Consider the following 19,400-nt stretch of genomic DNA (forward strand, 5'->3'; position numbering starts at 1 on the left):
TCACTTCTGTTTATGCAATGTTAACGCTGGCTGGCACGAATGCTGCAATCTACATTTACAGCGCAAACACTCATATTAATTAACATATAAATAACTTTATTTTTACCAAAAGAGGTCGCTATGTCTCTGTCAGTTACGCGCGAAAACTTTGATGAATGGATGGTGCCGGTATATGTTCCCGCGCCTTTTATTCCTGTACGCGGAGAAGGCTCACGCCTGTGGGATCAGCAGGGGAAAGAGTACATTGATTTTGCTGGCGGGATCGCGGTCAACGCATTGGGACATGCGCATCCGGCGCTGCGCGAGGCGTTAAATGAACAGGCGAATCGCTTCTGGCATACCGGGAACGGTTACACCAATGAACCGGCGCTGCGACTGGCGAAAAAACTGATCGACGCGACCTTCGCCGAACGCGTTTTCTTTTGTAATTCAGGCGCTGAAGCAAATGAAGCAGCATTAAAACTGGCGCGCAAATATGCCCACGATCGTGTCGGCAATCATAAAAGCGGCATTGTAGCCTTTAAAAACGCGTTCCATGGTCGCACGCTCTTTACCGTCAGCGCTGGCGGTCAACCCACCTATTCACAGGACTTTGCGCCGCTGCCGCCGGATATTCGTCATGCAGCCTATAACGATCTGAACTCCGCCAGCGCGCTCATTGATGACAATACCTGCGCCGTAATCGTAGAGCCTGTGCAGGGCGAGGGCGGCGTGATCCCCGCCACGAAAGCTTTTTTGCAGGGGCTGCGTGAATTGTGCGACCGGCATCAGGCGTTACTGATTTTTGATGAGGTGCAGACGGGCGTCGGACGTACCGGCGAACTGTATGCATATATGCATTATGGCGTTACGCCCGATATCCTGACGACTGCTAAAGCGTTGGGTGGGGGCTTCCCGATCGGCGCGATGCTGACCACGCAAGACTATGCCAGCGTTATGACGCCAGGCACGCATGGCACCACCTACGGCGGTAATCCGCTGGCGACGGCAGTTGCCGGAAAAGTACTGGATATCATCAATACGCCGGAGATGCAAAACGGCGTCAGACAGCGCCACGATGCGTTTATTGAGCGCCTAAATACCATTAATGCACGTTTTGGCATGTTCAGTGAAATTCGCGGTCTGGGGCTACTGCTTGGTTGTGTGCTACAGACGGAGTTTGCCGGAAAAGCCAAACTCATCGCCCAGGAAGCGGCAAAAGCAGGCGTGATGGTGCTCATCGCCGGCGGCGACGTGGTGCGTTTTGCGCCAGCGTTAAATGTTAGCGACGAGGAGATAGCCACCGGGCTTGATCGTTTTGCCCTGGCGTGCGAACGCCTTCAGACGGGAGGCGCATCATGCGGGTGATTCGTCCTGTCGAACATGCGGATATCGCCGCGCTGATGCAGCTTGCAGGCAAAACGGGCGGCGGCTTAACCTCGCTACCGGCAAATGAAGCGACGCTGGCGGCCCGCATTGAACGCGCGCTAAAAACCTGGTCCGGCGAGCTGCCAAAAGGCGAACAAGGATATGTATTCGTTCTCGAGGATAGTGAAACGGGTGAGGTCGGCGGGATCTGCGCCATTGAGGTCGCGGTCGGCCTTAACGACCCCTGGTATAACTATCGTGTCGGTACGCTGGTTCATGCCTCCAAAGAGCTGAATGTATATAACGCGTTGCCAACATTATTCCTGAGTAATGATCATACCGGCAGCAGTGAGCTTTGCACGCTGTTTCTCGATCCCGAATGGCGTAAAGAGGGTAACGGCTACCTGTTGTCAAAATCGCGCTTTATGTTTATGGCCGCGTTTCGCGATAAATTCAATGAGAAAGTGGTGGCGGAAATGCGCGGCGTCATTGACGAGCACGGTTATTCTCCCTTCTGGCAAAGTCTCGGCAAACGCTTTTTTTCTATGGATTTCAGCCGGGCGGATTTTTTATGCGGTACCGGGCAAAAAGCGTTTATCGCCGAGCTGATGCCCAAACATCCTATTTATACCCACTTCTTATCTGAAGAGGCACAGGCCGTGATTGGCGAAGTCCACCCGCAAACGGCGCCAGCCCGCGCGGTGCTGGAAAAGGAAGGTTTTCGCTATCGCCACTATATCGACATCTTCGACGGTGGGCCGACGCTGGAGTGTGATATTGACCGCGTGCGGGCCATTCGTAAAAGCCGACTGGTGGAAGTCGCGGAAGGGCAACCCGCGCCTGGCGACTATCCGGCATGTCTGGTCGCCAATGAAAACTATCACCACTTTCGGGCCGCGCTGGTGCGTGCCGATCCGCAGACTTCACGGCTTGTACTTACCGCCGCGCAGTTGGATGCGCTGAAATGTCGCGCGGGCGACCACGTTCGGCTGGTACGCCTTTGCGCTGAGGAGAAAACCGTATGACGCTATGGATAAACGGCGACTGGATAACCGGTCAGGGCGAACGCCGCCGCAAAACGAACCCGGTGAGTGCGGAGATACTTTGGCAGGGGAATGACGCTAATGCGGCACAGGTCGCCGAGGCCTGCCAGGTGGCGCGCGCGGCGTTTCCTCGTTGGGCCAGACAGCCTTTTGCGGCACGACAGGCTATCGTAGAGAAATTTGCCGCCCTGCTGGAGGCGCATAAAGCCGAGCTCACGGAGGTCATCGCGCGTGAAACCGGTAAACCGCGCTGGGAGGCGGCAACGGAAGTGACGGCGATGATCAATAAGATTGCCATCTCGATTAAGGCTTACCATGCCAGAACAGGCGAACAAAAAAGCGAACTTGTCGATGGCGCCGCGACGTTGCGCCATCGTCCTCACGGTGTGCTGGCGGTATTCGGCCCTTATAACTTTCCCGGCCATTTACCGAATGGCCATATTGTGCCCGCGTTGCTGGCAGGCAATACGCTGATCTTCAAACCTAGCGAGCTAACGCCATGGACCGGGGAAACGGTAATAAAACTCTGGGAACGGGCGGGGCTACCGGCAGGCGTTCTTAATCTGGTGCAGGGCGGCCGGGAGACCGGACAAGCGCTAAGTTCGCTCGACGATCTCGACGGACTGCTGTTTACCGGCAGCGCCAGTACCGGATATCAGCTTCATCGCCAGCTATCCGGCCAGCCGGAAAAAATACTGGCCCTTGAAATGGGCGGAAACAATCCGCTCATTATTGAGGATGTGGCAAATACAGATGCGGCGGTACATCTGACGCTGCAATCGGCGTTTATTACCGCCGGACAGCGCTGTACCTGCGCGCGACGCCTTCTGGTAAAACAGGGTGCGCAGGGAGATGCATTTCTGGCGCGGCTGGTTGACGTCGCCGGACGTCTGCAGCCCGGCAGATGGGACGACGATCCGCAGCCGTTTATCGGGGGACTGATTTCAGCGCAGGCGGCACAGCATGTGATGGAGGCCTGGCGTCAACGAGAGGCATTAGGCGGTCGCACGCTACTGGCGCCGCGGAAGGTCAAAGAGGGAACCTCTCTGCTGACGCCTGGCATCATTGAGCTGACGGGCGTCGCGGATGTGCCGGATGAAGAGGTGTTTGGTCCGCTGCTGAACGTCTGGCGTTATGCGCATTTCGATGAGGCGATTCGTCTGGCGAATAATACCCGTTTTGGTCTGTCGTGTGGGTTGGTGTCGACGGATCGCGCGCAGTTCGAACAGCTCTTGCTGGAGGCGCGGGCAGGGATCGTTAACTGGAATAAACCGCTCACCGGGGCAGCGAGTACCGCGCCGTTTGGTGGTATCGGCGCGTCTGGCAACCATCGGCCCAGCGCCTGGTATGCCGCCGATTATTGCGCCTGGCCGATGGCCAGTCTGGAATCTCCCGAACTGACGTTGCCTGCGACATTAAGCCCCGGCCTCGACTTTTCTCGCAGGGAGGCGGTATGACGGCGCATGAAGTTAATTTTGACGGGCTGGTGGGGCTTACGCACCATTATGCCGGGCTATCCTTCGGCAATGAGGCATCGACCCGCCACCGTTTTCAGGTGTCGAATCCTCGTCTGGCGGTAAAGCAGGGGCTGCTAAAGATGAAAGCTCTGGCGGATGCCGGCTTTCTCCAGGCGGTGATCCCGCCGCATGAGCGGCCTTTTATTCCGGCGTTGCGTCAGCTCGGCTTCACGGGTAGCGATGAGCAGATTCTGGATAAGGTTGCGCGTCAGGCGCCACGCTGGCTTTCCAGCGTGAGTTCCGCGTCGCCAATGTGGGTTGCGAATGCGGCGACGGTTTGCCCATCGGCAGACGCGCTGGACGGGAAAGTCCACCTGACGGTGGCGAATTTAAACAATAAATTTCATCGCGCTCTTGAGGCGCCTGTGACCGAAGCGCTGCTACGCGCCATATTTCGCGATGAAAACCAGTTTTCAGTGCATAGCGCGTTACCGCAGGTCGCATTATTGGGAGATGAAGGCGCGGCGAATCATAACCGTCTTGGCGGCGAGTATGGTTCGGCAGGCGTGCAGCTTTTTGTCTATGGGCGCGAAGAGGAGAATGAAATACGACCCGCTCGTTATCCGGCGCGCCAGAGCCGCGAAGCCAGCGAGGCCGTGGCGCGTCTTAACCAGGTGAATCCGCAACAGGTTATCTTCGCTCAGCAGAACCCGGAGGTCATCGATCAAGGCGTATTCCATAATGATGTCATCGCCGTTTCGAATCGACAGGTATTGTTTTGTCACGAAGCGGCGTTTGCCCGGCAGAAAGTGCTCATTAATCAGTTGCGTACGCGCGTTGACGGTTTTATGGCGATAGAGGTGCCCGCCGAAGAGGTTTCTGTATCAGATGCTGTGGCGACCTACCTGTTTAATAGTCAGTTGCTAAGCCGTGACGACGGCTCAATGCTGTTAGTGTTGCCGCGGGAATGTCAGGACCATGCCGGCGTCTGGCGCTATCTGAATAAGCTGGTGGCGGAGGATAACCCCATCAGCGCGATACAGGTGTTTGATTTGCGAGAAAGTATGGCCAACGGCGGCGGCCCGGCCTGTCTGCGATTACGCGTGGTGTTAACAGAAGAAGAACGACGGGCGGTGAATCCAGCGGTAATGATGAATGACGCTCTGTTTACGGCCCTTAACGCGTGGGCGGATCGTTATTATCGCGATCGCCTGACCGCCGCCGATCTGGCCGATCCGTTATTATTGCGAGAAGGCCGGGAGGCGCTGGATGTGTTAACGCGTCTGCTGGATTTGGGGTCGGTTTATCCTTTCCAGCAAACGGGGGCGGCTGATGGATAACTTTCTGGCGTTGACGCTAAGCGGCACGACACCACGGGTGAGGCAGGGGAAGGGCGCGGGTTTTCGCTGGCGCTGGTTAAGCCATGGTCTGCTTGAACTCACGCCCGATGCGCCGGTCGACCGCGCGTTAATTCTTTCTGCGGGGATACACGGCAATGAAACCGCGCCGGTCGAGATGCTGGATAAGCTGCTGTCGGCGCTGTATTCAGGCAGCTTGACGTTAACGTGGCGAGTGCTGGTGGTACTCGGCAATCCGCAGGCGCTGGCGGCGGGAATACGCTATTGTCACAGCGATATGAACCGTATGTTTGGCGGGCGTTGGCAGTCCTTTGCCGAAAGCGATGAAACGCGGCGGGCGCGTGAGCTGGAGCTAAGTCTGGATACCTTCTTTTCATCTGGCCAGGCGCGGGTACGCTGGCATCTGGATCTGCATACCGCCATTCGTGGCTCGCATCATTTGCGTTTTGGCGTATTGCCGCAGCGCGACCGCCCGTGGGAGACAGATTTTCTGGCGTGGCTGGGCGCGGCAGGACTAGAGGCGTTGGTATTTCATCAGGCGCCCGGCGGTACGTTTACGCACTTTAGCTCTGAACATTTCGGCGCGCTTTCCTGTACGCTGGAGTTGGGAAAGGCGTTGCCGTTTAGGCAAAACGATCTGACGCAGTTCAACGTAACCTCGCAGGCGTTGTCGGCGTTGCTGAGCGGTGTCGAAACGTCAACCTCGTTTTCGCCGCCGCTACGCTATCGGGTGGTGTCGCAAATCACGCGTCACAGCGACAAGTTCGCGCTTTATATGGATGCGCAAACGCTGAATTTTACTGCCTTTGCGAAGGGAACGTTGCTGGCCGAGGAGGGGGATAAGCGCGTGACGGTGACGCATGACGTTGAATATGTTCTCTTTCCTAATCCCTCTGTCGCCTGCGGATTGCGGGCTGGATTAATGCTGGAAAGACTGCCCTGATAAATGTCCCTGTAAGCTCACGTTAGGATTACAGGGATGATTTGGGACACAGTTTCATGCTATTACGGATTATTCCTGGAGAATTGCTTTATTAATAAGCGTTGCTGCGTTATAGTTCTGCATAATTTCTGCTATATCATGCTGTTGTATATTTCTCTTTCAACTCTGCGCAATTTATTCTTTTTTTCTTCACAATTGGCGAAAAAGTGTTTTTTATACTTTCATTGTTTTACCGTTGTTATGACTAATTGACGCTAAGACGGTTAAAGTTAATCACGACAACACGGCGCTGTTTTAAATATGCCGTAAAAATAACTGAAAGGAAGGATGGAAATATGCGTAAACTGACTGCTCTATTTGTTGCCTCTACCCTGGCGATGGGGGCTGCGAATCTGGCTCATGCCGCTGAGACTACCACCGCCGCGCCAGCGGATGCGAAGCCAATGATGCAGCATAAAGGTAAATTTGGCCCACATCACGATATGATGTTTAAAAACCTGAACCTGACAGACGCGCAGAAGCAACAAATTCGCGACATTATAAAAGCGCAGCGCGAGCAAATGAAACGTCCGCTGCTGGAAGAGCGTCGCGCCATGCATGATATTATTGCCAGCGATACCTTCGATAAAGCCAAAGCCGAAGCGCAAATTACGAAAATGGAAGCGCAGCGCAAGGCCAATATGCTGGCGCATATGGAAACCCAGAATAAAATTTATAACGTTCTGACGCCGGAGCAGAAAAAGCAATATAACGCTAATTTTGAGAAGCGTCTGACAGAACGCCCGGCGCAAGAAGGTAAAATGCCTGCTGCGGCAGAATAACTTTCCGCATAATTTAAGACCGCCGGTCTTGTCGACAACACAATCGTTGAGGTGGACAGGATCGGCGGTTTTCTTTATGACTGGCGACAGTCGGTGTGCAGTTCAATGATCTCATATTGACCTGACATTAACGGTTTACAGAGAATCTTATAGCCGTCCTGATCAAAGCCCGCAGGGGTGCGCACCAGCGTGGCGGCCTCATCCAGCGAGGGGACCGCCCCCAGCCATAACCAGTTGTTGATAATGTGGAACTGGGTCATTTGTGGACGGCTCTCTTTTAACGCGATAGCGCCTTTCCAGGGCCAGCAAACCACACGTAACCGTTCCAGCGAGGCCTGCAGACGAAGAAAATGCGCCTGCGGGGTTTCTTGCCCACAACACGCGCCAGCGCAGCGCTTCAGAGCGAAACGAAAACAGGCGCGCCCACGGCTTACCGGTTCAAGCCCCAGCAGGCCATAACACAATTTTTGTTCATCGGCGAGGTTCTGTAAGCTTTGCAGCGCCGCCCGACGGTTGGCGAAGAGGCCAAACAGGTTTGGCTCATGGGAAAAATCGACGCTGCGGGCGGAAACGACCTCAATTTTTTGTTCGCTCAACTGTAGCGAGCAAAGCTGGCGATTACGACGTAACCGCTTGTTAAACAGCGGCTGTTGTTCTTTGATCAGCCGTGCCTCCAGCAGCAACGCGCCCATTTCCCCAGCGGTGCAGATCCAGCTTATCCGCCGCGCCTGTCGCAGCATAGCGGCCTCGTCAGGCGTTCGCAGATGTGAGAGCACCCGGCTGCGAATATTCACGCTTTTACCGATATAAAGCGGCAGCGTATCGCTTTCGCTATGAAATACATAGACGCCCGGTAAGGCTGGCGCTTCGCTGAGGAAAGGACGTAAATGTTCTGGATATTCGTAAATGGCCGCCGCTTCAAACTCAAGGCGGGGGGCTGATTGACGCCGTACCACAGTGATCTCCGTTAACTGGTTATTCATCCAGTATAACAGCGGATGGGTGATTAAAAAAGAGGCTGGGAAGAGAGGAGGCCGGATAGACGAGCGATATCCGGCACAACAGTAGAAGTACGCTTACCTTTTCCAAAAGTCGTCGAATACCGTAATCGGTAAACGGCGCTTATGTTCAGTTTTTACATACCAGCCTTCGATAGTTTTAGCGATGGCGGGGTCCAGCGTTTTGCCTTCCAGGTAATCGTCAATATTGTCATACGTTACGCCCAGCGCGGCTTCATCAGGCAGTGAAGGGCGGTCGTCTTCCAAATCGGCGGTGGGGACTTTTTTATACAGATGCTCAGGACAGCCCAGCGCTGCGAGAAGCTGTTTGCCCTGGCGTTTGTTAAGGCGATGAAGCGGGTTAATATCGGTACCGCCGTCGCCATATTTGGTGAAGAACCCAGTTATCGCTTCCGCCGCATGGTCGGTGCCCACCACGACGCCGTGAGTCATACCGGCGATGCTATATTGCGCTTTCATTCGCTCACGCGCTTTTTCATTGCCGCGAACAAAATCGCTCAGCTCAATTCCCGCTTCGCGCAGCGCCTGTTCGCTGGCGAGGACGGCGCCTTTAATATTGACGGTGAGTACTCTGTCCGGCTGAATAAAAGCAATGGCGTCCTGGCAATCCTGTTCATCGGCCTGTACGCCATAAGGCAGACGAACGGCGATAAACTGCAGCGCATTATCACCGGTCTCTTCTCGCAATTCGGCGATAGCCATCTGGCTGAGTTTCCCGGCCAGCGTCGAATCCTGCCCGCCGCTGATGCCTAACACCAGCGATTTCAAAAAGGGATAGGTTTCCAGGTACGCTTTAAGAAAATCCACGCTGCGGCGAATTTCTTCTTCAGGGTTGATATGCGGTTTCGCGCCAAGCGCCTGGATTATCTCTTGCTGCAGAGTCATTTAACCCCCTTCGACATTAAAAAAATGAATCTTTACCCTGTTAAAGCTAACCCTTCGCCGCTGAAACAACAAGGTTTGGCGGGCTAAGCGGTGTTTAAAACAACATGTCGCTGCGTTAGAGAATTTTCCGAAAGACTTTTTGTGGCGGGTCGCGGCTTGAAAAATATTCTGATGTATTCCAGGCTTACATAACACGCTGATAAACAAGAGGACGGAAAATGAACAAGAACGTAGCAGGAATTTTAAGCGCAGCGGCGGTAATGACTATGCTGGCAGGCTGTACGGCGTATGATCGTACAAAAGACCAATTTGTTGAGCCTGTCGTTAAAGATGTTAAAAAAGGAATGAGCAGGGCGCAAGTTGCGCAGATTGCGGGCAAACCGTCATCTGAAGTGAGTATGATTCATGCGCGCGGTACCTGTCAGACCTACATCCTGGGTCAACGTGATGGTAAAGCGGAAACCTACTTTGTTGCGCTGGATGATACCGGGCACGTGATTAACTCCGGCTACCAGACCTGTGCGGAGTACGACACTGACCCACAGGCGCCGAAGCAGTAACAACTGTACATTGCCTGAACATTCAAGGAAACCGGCCTGCGAGCCGGTTTTTTTGTGCCTGCCATAACCTTATTTATTATCGCGAATTATTTGCCCGAAATGTGAGGGGGGTCATAACGCCAGGTCAATGAGAGACAATTTAGTGGGTCAAGGAAATACCATCCGGCGGTCCGATCCCGTATACTCATTTCAGCCACCTAAAAAAGTAAATCCGGTTACGCAAGTCGCCCAGAGTATGGATGCAGGTTGAGGCTTGCGGCGTATCTGGTTGACAGATAATCGCACATGAGGAAGGTTTTTATGGAAAAGAAACACATTTATCTGTTTTGTTCTGCGGGCATGTCAACATCGTTACTGGTATCAAAAATGCGCGCTCAGGCTGAAAAATATGAAGTGCCGGTGATTATTGAAGCATTCCCTGAAACCCTGGCCGGTGAAAAAGGCCCGGCAGCGGACGTCGTGTTATTAGGCCCGCAAATTGCTTATATGCTCCCCGAAATTCAGCGTTTATTACCCGGTAAACCGGTAGAAGTCATTGATTCAATGTTGTACGGCAAGGTAGATGGCTTAGGCGTGCTTAAAGCTGCGGTAGCGGCAATTAAAAAAGCCGCCGCGAATTAATTATTTTTTAATTTTTCCCGTCAAAGAGTTATTTCATACACTAACCGCAATATTTTATTGCGGTATTTAAGGGTATTTTTCTATGAGTAACGTCATTGCTTCACTTGAAAAGGTACTCCTTCCTTTTGCTGTAAAAATAGGAAAGCAGCCACACGTTAATGCAATCAAGAACGGCTTTATTCGTTTAATGCCATTAACCCTTGCGGGGGCGATGTTTGTATTAATTAATAACGTTTTCCTGAGCTTTGGGGAGGGGTCGTTTTTTTATTCCATGGGCATTCGGCTTGATGCCTCAACCATTGAAACACTTAATGGATTGAAAGGCATCGGCGGGAACGTCTATAACGGCACATTGGGCATTATGTCGCTCATGGCGCCATTTTTTATCGGCATGGCGCTGGCGGAAGAGCGCAAGGTTGATGCGCTGGCCGCCGGATTGCTTTCCGTGGCGGCATTTATGACCGTAACGCCGTATAGTGTCGGCGAGGCCTATGCCGTAGGCGCTAACTGGCTGGGCGGCGCGAATATTATCTCCGGTATTATTATTGGCCTGGTGGTCGCGGAGATGTTTACATTTATTGTCCGGCGCAACTGGGTGATTAAACTACCGGACAGCGTACCGGCTTCGGTGTCTCGTTCATTCTCAGCATTAATTCCCGGCTTTATTATTCTCTCTATTATGGGGATTATTGCCTGGGCGCTGTCTAATTACGGTTCTAACTTCCATCAGATTATTATGGACACTATCTCTACGCCGCTGGCATCGCTGGGTAGCGTGGTAGGGTGGGCATATGTCATTTTTGTACCGCTGCTGTGGTTCTTTGGTATTCATGGTTCGCTGGCGCTGACCGCGCTGGACAGCGGCATCATGACGCCCTGGGCGCTGGAAAACATCTCTATTTACCAGCAGTATGGCTCCGTCGATGCGGCACTGGAAGCCGGTAAAACGTTCCATATCTGGGCGAAACCGATGCTGGATTCTTATATCTTCCTCGGTGGTAGCGGCGCAACGCTGGGTCTGATCATCGCTATCTTCCTGGCATCCCGTCGCGCGGACTATCGCCAGGTGGCAAAACTGGCGCTGCCGTCAGGTATCTTCCAGATTAACGAACCCATCCTGTTTGGCCTGCCGATTATTATGAACCCGGTGATGTTTATCCCCTTCATTCTGGTTCAGCCGATTCTGGCGGCGATTACGCTGGTGGCTTACTATTTGGGTATTATTCCGCCGATTACCAATATTGCGCCGTGGACCATGCCAACCGGGTTGGGGGCGTTCTTTAACACCAACGGCAGTGTCGCCGCGTTGCTGGTTGCGCTATTTAACCTGGCGGTCGCTACCCTGATTTATCTCCCCTTCGTGGTGGTGGCTAACAAAGCGCAGAACGCCATCGAGCAGGAAGAAAGCGAAGAAGATATCGCTAACGCACTGAAATTCTAAACTCCGCGCCGGCATGGGATGCCATGCCGGGCTGAATCAGAGGAAAGACTATGTTTGATCTTGAAAATGTTGTAGATAACCAGACAGCGGCTGAGGAACTCGAAGAAGTCGTTATGGGGCTTATCATCAATTCTGGTCAGGCGCGCAGCCTGGCATATGGCGCGCTCAGAAAAGCGAAAGAAGGCGATTTTGAGGCGGCGAAAGCGATGATGGACCAGTCGCGCATAGCGCTCAATGAAGCGCATCTTGTGCAGACAAAACTCATCGAAGGCGATCAGGGCGAAGGCAAAATGAAAGTCAGTCTGGTCCTGGTTCACGCTCAGGATCATTTGATGACCTCAATGCTGGCTCGTGAACTGATCGCCGAGTTGATTGAGCTCCATGAGAAACTGAAATAACAGGGGGCGGATGATGCAGCTACAGGTTAACGCAACGGAAATCAAAACGGTTTATGAGCAGCAGCTCTTCAATGGCAAAAATTTCCATGTGTTTATCTATAACAAGACGGAAAGCGTCACCGGGCTGCATCAGCACGACTACTATGAATTTACCCTGGTATTAACCGGACGTTATTACCAGGAGATTAACGGGAAGCGTGTGCTGCTGGAACGTGGAGATTTTGTTTTTATCCCGGTGGGGTCGAATCACCAAAGTTTCTATGAGTTTGGCGCAACGCGTATTCTGAACGTAGGAATTAGTAAACGTTTTTTTGAACAGCATTATCTTCCGTTACTGCCGTTTTGTTTTGTGGCATCGCAGGTATACAGGGCGAATAGCACCTTCCTTACCTATATTGAAACGGTGATTGCGTCGTTGAATTTTCGCGGCAATGGGCTCGACGAATTTATCGAAGTGGTGACATTTTATATTATAAACCGCTTACGCCATTACCGCGAAGAGCAGGTTTATGATGATATTCCACAATGGCTGAAAGCAACCGTGGAGATAATGCATGATAAAACGCAGTTTGGCGAACATGCGCTGGAAAATATGGTGCGCCTGTCGGCAAAATCCCAGGAGTATCTGACGCGCGCCACCCGACGTTATTACAGCAAAACGCCGATGCAAATCATTAATGAGATTCGCATTAATTTTGCCAAGAAACAGTTGGAAATGACCAACTATTCGGTTACGGATATTGCTTATGAAGCCGGGTATAGCAGTCCAAGTCTGTTTATTAAAACGTTTAAGAAGATGACCTCATTTACGCCGAATAGTTATCGGAAGCGATTGACGGAAATTAATGAGTAACGGTTTGCATTGCTCGATTAATTACATTTCACGCTTGCCCCAATAGCGCGGGGAACGTCACGCTATTTCTTACGAGCGGGCATAGCGTAATACATATCAGTGTCATACACTGAAGGGAGATATTATGAGCCAGAAATTAAAAGTCGTCACTATTGGTGGCGGGAGCAGCTACACCCCTGAATTACTTGAAGGCTTTATTAAGCGCTACCATGAATTACCTGTTACCGAATTATGGCTGGTTGACGTTGAAGACGGGAAAGAGAAGCTGGGCATTATTTATGATCTCTGCCAGCGAATGATTGATAAAGCAGGCGTTCCGCTAAAATTGTATAAAACGCTGGATCGCCGGGAAGCGCTGAAAGACGCTAATTTTGTCACTACCCAGCTACGCGTTGGTCAACTCAAAGCCCGTGAACTGGACGAGCGTATCCCGCTTAGCCACGGCTATCTGGGGCAAGAAACCAACGGCGCTGGCGGTTTATTTAAAGGGTTGCGTACCATTCCGGTTATTTTTGACATCATTAAGGATGTTGAAGAATTATGTCCGAATGCGTGGGTCATTAACTTTACTAACCCGGCGGGGATGGTGACGGAAGCGGTTTATCGTCATACCAACTTTAAAAAGTTCATTGGCGTATGTAATATTCCTGTCGGCATGAAAATGTTTATTCATGACGTGCTGGCGCTGAATGAGACTGACGATCTTTCCATTGACCTGTTTGGTCTAAACCATATGGTCTTTATTAAAGATGTGCTGGTGAATGGCACCTCACGGTTCGCAGAATTACTGGATGGCGTGGCGTCCGGTCAGTTGAAAGCGTCAACCGTAAAAAATATCTTTGATCTGCCGTTTAGTGAAGGATTGATTCGCTCGCTGAACATGCTGCCGTGCTCTTATTTGTTGTATTACTTCAAGCAAAAAGAGATGTTGGCGATTGAAATGGGCGAATATTACAAAGGCGGCGCGCGCGCTCAGGTCGTACAAAAAGTGGAGAAACAACTCTTCGACTTGTACAAAAATCCTGAGCTAAACGTGAAGCCGAAAGAGCTTGAGCAACGCGGCGGCGCTTATTATTCCGATGCCGCTTGTGAAGTCATTAACGCTATTTATAATGACAAGCAGACTGAGCATTACGTTAATATTCCACATCATGGGCATGTCGAGAATATCCCGGCGGACTGGGCGGTGGAAATGACCTGCATTCTGGGACGCAATGGCGCGACGCCGCACCCGCGTATCACCCGTTTTGACGAAAAAGTGCTGGGGCTTATCCACACTATTAAAGGATTTGAGGTCGCGGCCAGCAATGCGGCGCTGAGCGGAAACTTTAATGATGTGCTGCTGGCGCTTAACCTGAGTCCGCTGGTGCATTCCGACCGCGACGCAGAAGTCCTGGCGCGTGAGCTCATTCTGGCGCATGAAAAATGGCTGCCTAATTTTGCCGCTTGCATCGAAGCGCTTAAAGGTAAGCACCACTGACAGAGGTAGGCTATGGAACGCGTGTTGATTGTGAATGCCGATGATTTTGGCCTGAGTAAAGGGCAAAATTACGGCATTGTTGAAGCATATCGCAACGGCGTTGTGACCTCCACGACGGCGCTGGTCAATGGCGAGGCTATTGACCATGCGGCGCAGCTTAGCCGCGAGCTGCCTGCGCTTGGGGTGGGAATGCATTTTGTTTTGACGTTAGGCAAACCGGTGTCAGAGATGCCGGGCCTGACGCGAGACGGCCTGTTGGGGAAATGGATCTGGCAAATGGCGGAGGAGGATACGCTTCCGCTGGATGAAATTGCGCATGAACTGGCGTGTCAGTATCAGCGTTTCATCGACGTATTTGGCCGCGAGCCAACGCATCTCGACAGTCACCATCATGTGCATATGTTCCCGCAAATTTTCCCCATCGTCGCCCACTTTGCGGCGCAGCGCGGGATTGCGTTACGTATTGACCGCCAGACGGTGTTGAACGCCGACGATCTGCCGTCGGATTTGCGCAGCACTCAAGGATTTAGTAGTGAATTTTACGGCGAGGAGATCACCGAAGCGTGCTTTTTACGCATTCTGGATGCCTCGGCGCATCGAGGAGAAGCCTCTCTGGAGGTGATGTGTCATCCGGCGTTTGTGGATAACATTATTCGCCAGAGCGCCTATTGTTACCCCCGCTTAACTGAACTGGAGGTGTTGACGTCTGCGTCACTCAAGGCAGCGATTGCGGAACGTGGATATCGTCCTGGCTGTTTTCTTGATATTTAGCTCCTGAGTTTGCGGCGCAAGAATGCGCCGCATTTTTTGCCGTTTATGCAGGAATCGCGTTAATTTTCCCCGCACGCGACCAGACACGGTGTGCCGCCATCAGCGTCAGCAGAGTGTCCATAAAGTGGTGGTCAACGTTATCTGCCTCAACAAGTCCTTCTTCCCCCTGGCTATCAATGTTTAAAAGCGCCTTAAACCGTCGGGCGTCGCCTGCCAGTGCGATGGGCTTCAGATGTTTGTAGGCTTCCAGAAGGTAGTAACGAGCATCGCCGCAACTCTCGATATCGGCAATATTGCCGCACGGTACTATTACCGCATCGACCGTTAGCGACGGCGCGCCGGCAAAGGTTGCCGCAATAGTTAATGTTGAACCGTCATCAGCCGTTACTTCACCCATCCGTGAATAGAGCAGTTTTGCGTGGACGCCTTTGGCTTTTAAAGCCTGCAAAATGGTCAACAGTTCGGCGGCGTTAACCTTGTCGTTCAGCAGAATAGCGACCACTCGGCCTTTAACATCGCCGTCCGGCACCGCATACAGGCTGAGCGCCGGATCTTTTTTCAGACCGTTGACATCAGGAGGCGGGGCAATTTGCGTTTGCTCATGGGTGAGTGCAAAACCGAGATTATGCGCGACGCCCTGAGCCAGCGTGACATCAATATGCGCTAACTGATCGACCACCCGCTCCCGAATATACGCGCGGGCGACTTTACCCAGTTCAAAGCTGAACGCGTCAATAATATGCTGCTGTTCTATCGGCGTCTGACTGAGCCAGAACAGGCGAGGATGCGAGTAATATTCACCGAAAGAGGGGCTGCGTTCGCGTATTTTATTGCCATCCACGCGTTCCTGGTATGATTCGAAGCCGCCGCGTTTTGGCGCTGGCGGCGTTTCGCGCGGCCAGTTGTCATTAATGGAGTTCGGTTCATAGTTCGCCGGATTGGTGTCGATATCCATCCGGTGCATACCGTCACGCTGGAAGTTATGGTAGGGGCAGGTAGGGCGGTTAATCGGAATTTCGTGGAAGTTTGGCCCGCCCAGACGACTGATTTGCGTGTCGGTATAAGAGAACAGACGCCCCTGTAACAGCGGATCGTTGGTAAAATCAATGCCGGGAACAATATGCCCTGGATGAAATGCCGCCTGTTCGTTTTCAGCGAAAAAGTTATCCGGATTACGGTTTAACACCATTTTGCCGACGCGTTGTACTGGCACCAACTCTTCCGGAATCAGTTTGGTCGGATCGAGCAGATCAAAATCGAATTTAAATTCATCCTCTTCGGCAATGAGTTGTAGGCCCAGCTCGTATTCCGGGAAATCGCCCGCTTCGATGGCCTCCCACAGATCCCGGCGGTGAAAATCCGGATCGCGACCGGTCAGTTTTTGTGACTCATCCCATACCAGCGAGGCTTTACCCGCCAACGGTTTCCAGTGGAAACGGACAAAGGTCGCTTTCCCTTGCGCATTGATCAGACGGAAGGTGTGAATGCCGAACCCTTCCATCGTCCGATAACTGCGTGGAATGCCGCGATCCGACATTGCCCACATGACGTTGTGCAGCGTCTCAGGCTGTAAGGAAACATAGTCCCAGAAGGTGTCGTGCGCGCTCTGTCCTTGCGGAATGGCCCAATGTGGTTCGGGCTTAACGGCGTGCACAAAATCCGGAAACTTATGCGCATCCTGGATAAAAAAGATCGGCGTGTTATTACCGACGAGATCGAAAATTCCCTCTTCGGTATAAAATTTGGTCGCAAAACCGCGGATATCACGTACGGTATCAGCAGACCCCGCGCCGCCCTGTACTGTCGAAAAGCGAACAAAGACCGGGGTAATTTTCTGTGGATCGCACAGAAACGCGGCTTTCGTGATGTCGCTCAGGTCTTTATATGACTGAAAATAGCCGTGCGCTGCTGATCCGCGGGCGTGAACGATCCTCTCCGGGATACGCTCATGGTCAAAGTGGGTAATTTTTTCGCGCAGGATAAAATCTTCCAACAGCGTAGGGCCACGGCTGCCGGCGCGAAGAGAATTTTGATCGTCGGCGATGCGCACGCCCTGATTGGTGGTCAGCGCATAATTTTCGCTGCCTTTACGAAAGGCGTCGAGGGCGGTGAGCTTATCATTCGCGGTCTCGGGCGCTTTTAAGCTGCCGGGGGCCGTTGGTTGCGCGCCCGGCGGCGTCGGTTCTGGCGTTGGGCGATGTGAACCGTCTGACGGCGCCAGGGAGTCCAGGCCGGGCTGTGATTCACGGGTATCATGCACGGGGGACTGATGGGGGGATTTCTCATTATGCGACATTGAACTCGTCTCCTGCTTTCATCACTGAAATGGGCGTGGTAGTAGTCAAAATCACTCTAACTATAGAACATTTCAGCAATTATGCCGGGGGAGAGCGGAACGGCAGACAAGGCTCAATAGGGAAATCGCACGCGCGGAACAGGACGTCGGGGGCGAAGATCGGCTAAAATAGTGTTTTTCTGATTTTTAGCCTTAGAGCCTATCCCAGTAGGCGTTATTGGCGCAGCCAGTTTGGACACGGACAGCGCGCAAAAACCGGAGCGTACACGTAGTACGTGAGGATTTTGAGCACTGCCCAGGACCAAAATGGCAAGTAAAATAGCCCTAATGGGATAGGCTCTTAGCCTCTTTTAGTGAAGCATTAATGATGAAACCTCTTCGCCAGCAAAATCGCCAGATTATTAGCTATATTCCGCGTGTTGAACCCGCGCCGCCGGAACATGCGATAAAAATGGATACGTTTCGCGACGTCTGGATACTGCGCGGTAAATATGTTGCCTTTGTTCTGACGGGGGAGTCATTTCAACGGTCGCCCGCCTTTAGCGTGCCAGAATCGGCGCAACGTTGGGCGAATCAGGTTCGCCAGGAAAACGAAATCGCTGACTAAGAAAAAAACAAAACGCCGGTACTGGAGACCGGCGTTTTTAGTGACAGACATTTTGAGTTGCCGATCGTCGTGTCTCAGACGATGTGAACTCCCGATAATGTATTATCGATGCGCCAGTTCAGCGTCTTCTTCGCTATCGAGAATGGTTTTATCGGTCTGCTTCAGCCACTGGCTGGTCAGCGTACCCGCGGTCATTGAGCCGCTCACGTTCAGTGCGGTACGGCCCATATCAATCAACGGTTCGACGGAGATTAACAGCGCGACCAGCGTGACCGGTAAGCCCATGGCAGGCAGCACAATCAGCGCGGCGAAGGTCGCGCCGCCGCCAACGCCGGCAACACCCGCCGAACTTACGGTAACGATACCCACCAGCGTGGCTATCCATACGGGGTCTAAGGGGTTGATGCCGACCGTCGGCGCAACCATTACCGCTAACATTGCAGGATAAAGACCGGCACAACCGTTTTGGCCGATGGTCGCGCCAAAAGAGGCAGCAAAGCTGGCGATGGACTCCGGCACGCCCAGGCGGCGGGTTTGCGCTTCGACATTAAGTGGAATGGAGGCGGCGCTGGAGCGGCTGGTAAAGGCAAATGTCAGCACCGGCCACACCTTGCGGAAATATTTCAGCGGGCTAATCCCGTTCACGCCCAATAGTATGCCGTGAACCACAAACATTATCGCCAGACCAAGATATGACGCTACCACGAAGCTTCCAAGCTTAATGATGTCCTGCAGATTAGAGCCGGCAACCACTTTCGTCATCAGCGCCAGTACGCCGTAAGGCGTAAGTTGCATTACCAGACGCACCAGCTTCATCACCCAGCTTTGCAGGGTATCGATAGCAACAAGCACACGCTCGCCTTTTGGCGCATCATCTTTCAGCAGTTTAAGCGCGGCCACGCCCAGGAATGCGGCGAAAATCACCACGCTGATAATAGACGTAGGATTTGCGCCAGTCAGATCCGCAAACGGATTTTTCGGTACAAAAGACAGCACCAGTTGCGGCACGCTGAGATCGGCCACTTTGCCGACATAGCTCGTCTCAATGGCATTCAGACGCGCGGTTTCCGCGCCGCCCTGAACCAGACCTTCCGCCGTCAGTCCGAACAGATTGGTGACCAGCACGCCCACCAGCGCTGCGATAAGGGTAGTAAACAGCAGCGTGCCGATAGTCAGAAAACTGATTTTCCCCAATTGAGAGGCGTTATGCAGTCGTGCCACGGCGCTTAAAATAGAGGCGAATACCAGCGGCATCACAATCATTTGTAGCAATTGCACATAGCCGTTGCCGACAATATTGAACCACTGAATGGAGTCTTTTAACACCTGACTGTCAGCGCCATAAATGGTGTGCAGGGCCAGACCAAAGACCACGCCCATCACAAGGCCGACAAGCACTTTTTTAGCCAGACTCCACTGTTTATGACGGGCCTGCGCCAGTACAAACAGCAGAATGACGAACACCGCAATGTTCGCAATTAATGGAAAATTCATCCCCGT

General features: G+C 52.6%; 18 protein-coding genes. 14 read left to right on the forward strand and 4 right to left on the reverse strand.

Features of this window, described 5'->3' with window-relative positions:
* The first annotated feature begins 120 nt into the window (after positions 1 to 120).
* The 6 genes from J1G48_RS09990 to spy all read left to right on the forward strand — a co-directional run bounded on the left by J1G48_RS09990 (position 121) and on the right by spy (position 6,969).
* A complete protein-coding gene (locus J1G48_RS09990) occupies positions 121 to 1,347 on the forward strand; it encodes an aspartate aminotransferase family protein (RefSeq protein ID WP_000059503.1) in 1,227 nt (408 codons plus the stop codon).
* A complete protein-coding gene (astA, locus tag J1G48_RS09995) occupies positions 1,338 to 2,372 on the forward strand; it encodes an arginine N-succinyltransferase (protein ID WP_001263889.1) in 1,035 nt (344 codons plus the stop codon). The genes J1G48_RS09990 and astA overlap by 10 nt, the downstream gene beginning before the upstream one ends.
* Positions 2,369 to 3,847: a succinylglutamate-semialdehyde dehydrogenase gene (gene astD, locus J1G48_RS10000; RefSeq protein WP_000177285.1), complete on the forward strand. Its 1,479-nt coding sequence runs from the start codon at positions 2,369 to 2,371 to the stop codon at positions 3,845 to 3,847. The genes astA and astD overlap by 4 nt, the downstream gene beginning before the upstream one ends.
* On the forward strand, positions 3,844 to 5,187 hold the full coding sequence (gene astB / locus J1G48_RS10005) for an N-succinylarginine dihydrolase (protein WP_000123938.1): 1,344 nt from the start codon (positions 3,844 to 3,846) through the stop codon (positions 5,185 to 5,187). The genes astD and astB overlap by 4 nt, the downstream gene beginning before the upstream one ends.
* Positions 5,180 to 6,148 carry a succinylglutamate desuccinylase gene (gene astE, locus J1G48_RS10010; protein ID WP_000368441.1) on the forward strand — a complete coding sequence of 323 codons (969 nt, stop codon included), beginning with the start codon at positions 5,180 to 5,182 and terminating at the stop codon, positions 6,146 to 6,148. Before astB ends, astE begins: the two co-directional genes overlap by 8 nt.
* A gap of 335 nt (positions 6,149 to 6,483) precedes the next feature.
* Positions 6,484 to 6,969 (forward strand): ATP-independent periplasmic protein-refolding chaperone Spy, encoded by a 486-nt coding sequence (spy, locus tag J1G48_RS10015; RefSeq protein ID WP_001228996.1) that lies wholly within the window; start codon positions 6,484 to 6,486, stop codon positions 6,967 to 6,969.
* A gap of 74 nt (positions 6,970 to 7,043) precedes the next feature.
* On the opposite strand, the gene cho is transcribed toward spy, so the two are convergent.
* Both cho and nadE read right to left on the reverse strand, forming a co-directional pair.
* Complete coding sequence (gene cho / locus J1G48_RS10020) at positions 7,044 to 7,925, reverse strand: excinuclease Cho (protein ID WP_001677055.1); 882 nt, start codon at positions 7,923 to 7,925, stop codon at positions 7,044 to 7,046.
* Between the two features lie 120 nt (positions 7,926 to 8,045).
* Positions 8,046 to 8,873: an ammonia-dependent NAD(+) synthetase gene (nadE, locus tag J1G48_RS10025; RefSeq protein ID WP_000174977.1), complete on the reverse strand. Its 828-nt coding sequence runs from the start codon at positions 8,871 to 8,873 to the stop codon at positions 8,046 to 8,048.
* 218 nt (positions 8,874 to 9,091) lie between these two features.
* Between nadE and osmE the strand changes: the two genes are divergently transcribed.
* The 7 genes from osmE (at position 9,092) to chbG (ending at position 14,997) form a co-directional block, all read left to right on the forward strand.
* Positions 9,092 to 9,433, forward strand: a complete 342-nt coding sequence (gene osmE / locus J1G48_RS10030; protein ID WP_001039301.1) for an osmotically-inducible lipoprotein OsmE — start codon at positions 9,092 to 9,094, stop codon at positions 9,431 to 9,433.
* Between the two features lie 300 nt (positions 9,434 to 9,733).
* The gene (gene chbB / locus J1G48_RS10035) at positions 9,734 to 10,054 is read left to right on the forward strand and encodes a PTS N,N'-diacetylchitobiose transporter subunit IIB (protein WP_000412161.1); all 321 of its coding nucleotides are present in this window, start codon (positions 9,734 to 9,736) and stop codon (positions 10,052 to 10,054) included.
* An 82-nt stretch (positions 10,055 to 10,136) separates the two neighbouring features.
* A complete protein-coding gene (gene chbC / locus J1G48_RS10040) occupies positions 10,137 to 11,495 on the forward strand; it encodes a PTS N,N'-diacetylchitobiose transporter subunit IIC (protein WP_000073063.1) in 1,359 nt (452 codons plus the stop codon).
* 50 nt (positions 11,496 to 11,545) lie between these two features.
* Positions 11,546 to 11,893: a PTS N,N'-diacetylchitobiose transporter subunit IIA gene (gene chbA / locus J1G48_RS10045; RefSeq protein WP_000459883.1), complete on the forward strand. Its 348-nt coding sequence runs from the start codon at positions 11,546 to 11,548 to the stop codon at positions 11,891 to 11,893.
* 10 nt (positions 11,894 to 11,903) lie between these two features.
* Positions 11,904 to 12,746 carry a transcriptional regulator ChbR gene (chbR, locus tag J1G48_RS10050; protein ID WP_000983393.1) on the forward strand — a complete coding sequence of 281 codons (843 nt, stop codon included), beginning with the start codon at positions 11,904 to 11,906 and terminating at the stop codon, positions 12,744 to 12,746.
* A gap of 124 nt (positions 12,747 to 12,870) precedes the next feature.
* Positions 12,871 to 14,226: a 6-phospho-beta-glucosidase gene (locus tag J1G48_RS10055; RefSeq protein ID WP_000078780.1), complete on the forward strand. Its 1,356-nt coding sequence runs from the start codon at positions 12,871 to 12,873 to the stop codon at positions 14,224 to 14,226.
* A gap of 12 nt (positions 14,227 to 14,238) precedes the next feature.
* Positions 14,239 to 14,997 carry a chitin disaccharide deacetylase gene (gene chbG, locus J1G48_RS10060; RefSeq protein ID WP_000442726.1) on the forward strand — a complete coding sequence of 253 codons (759 nt, stop codon included), beginning with the start codon at positions 14,239 to 14,241 and terminating at the stop codon, positions 14,995 to 14,997.
* 43 nt (positions 14,998 to 15,040) lie between these two features.
* Here the strand turns inward: chbG and katE are convergent, their stop codons facing one another.
* Entirely contained in the window at positions 15,041 to 17,293 is a 2,253-nt protein-coding gene (gene katE, locus J1G48_RS10065; RefSeq protein WP_000019109.1) for a catalase HPII, read from the reverse strand.
* A gap of 364 nt (positions 17,294 to 17,657) precedes the next feature.
* On the opposite strand from katE, the gene cedA reads away from it, so the two are divergent.
* Complete coding sequence (cedA, locus tag J1G48_RS10070; RefSeq protein ID WP_000977510.1) at positions 17,658 to 17,900, forward strand: cell division activator CedA; 243 nt, start codon at positions 17,658 to 17,660, stop codon at positions 17,898 to 17,900.
* A 102-nt stretch (positions 17,901 to 18,002) separates the two neighbouring features.
* On the opposite strand, the gene tcyP is transcribed toward cedA, so the two are convergent.
* A complete protein-coding gene (gene tcyP / locus J1G48_RS10075) occupies positions 18,003 to 19,394 on the reverse strand; it encodes a cystine/sulfocysteine:cation symporter (RefSeq protein ID WP_001010662.1) in 1,392 nt (463 codons plus the stop codon).
* Positions 19,395 to 19,400: the final 6 nt, after the last annotated feature.

Source organism: Salmonella sp. SAL-020 (assembly GCF_017372215.1).
GTDB classification, from domain to species: domain Bacteria; phylum Pseudomonadota; class Gammaproteobacteria; order Enterobacterales; family Enterobacteriaceae; genus Salmonella; species Salmonella enterica.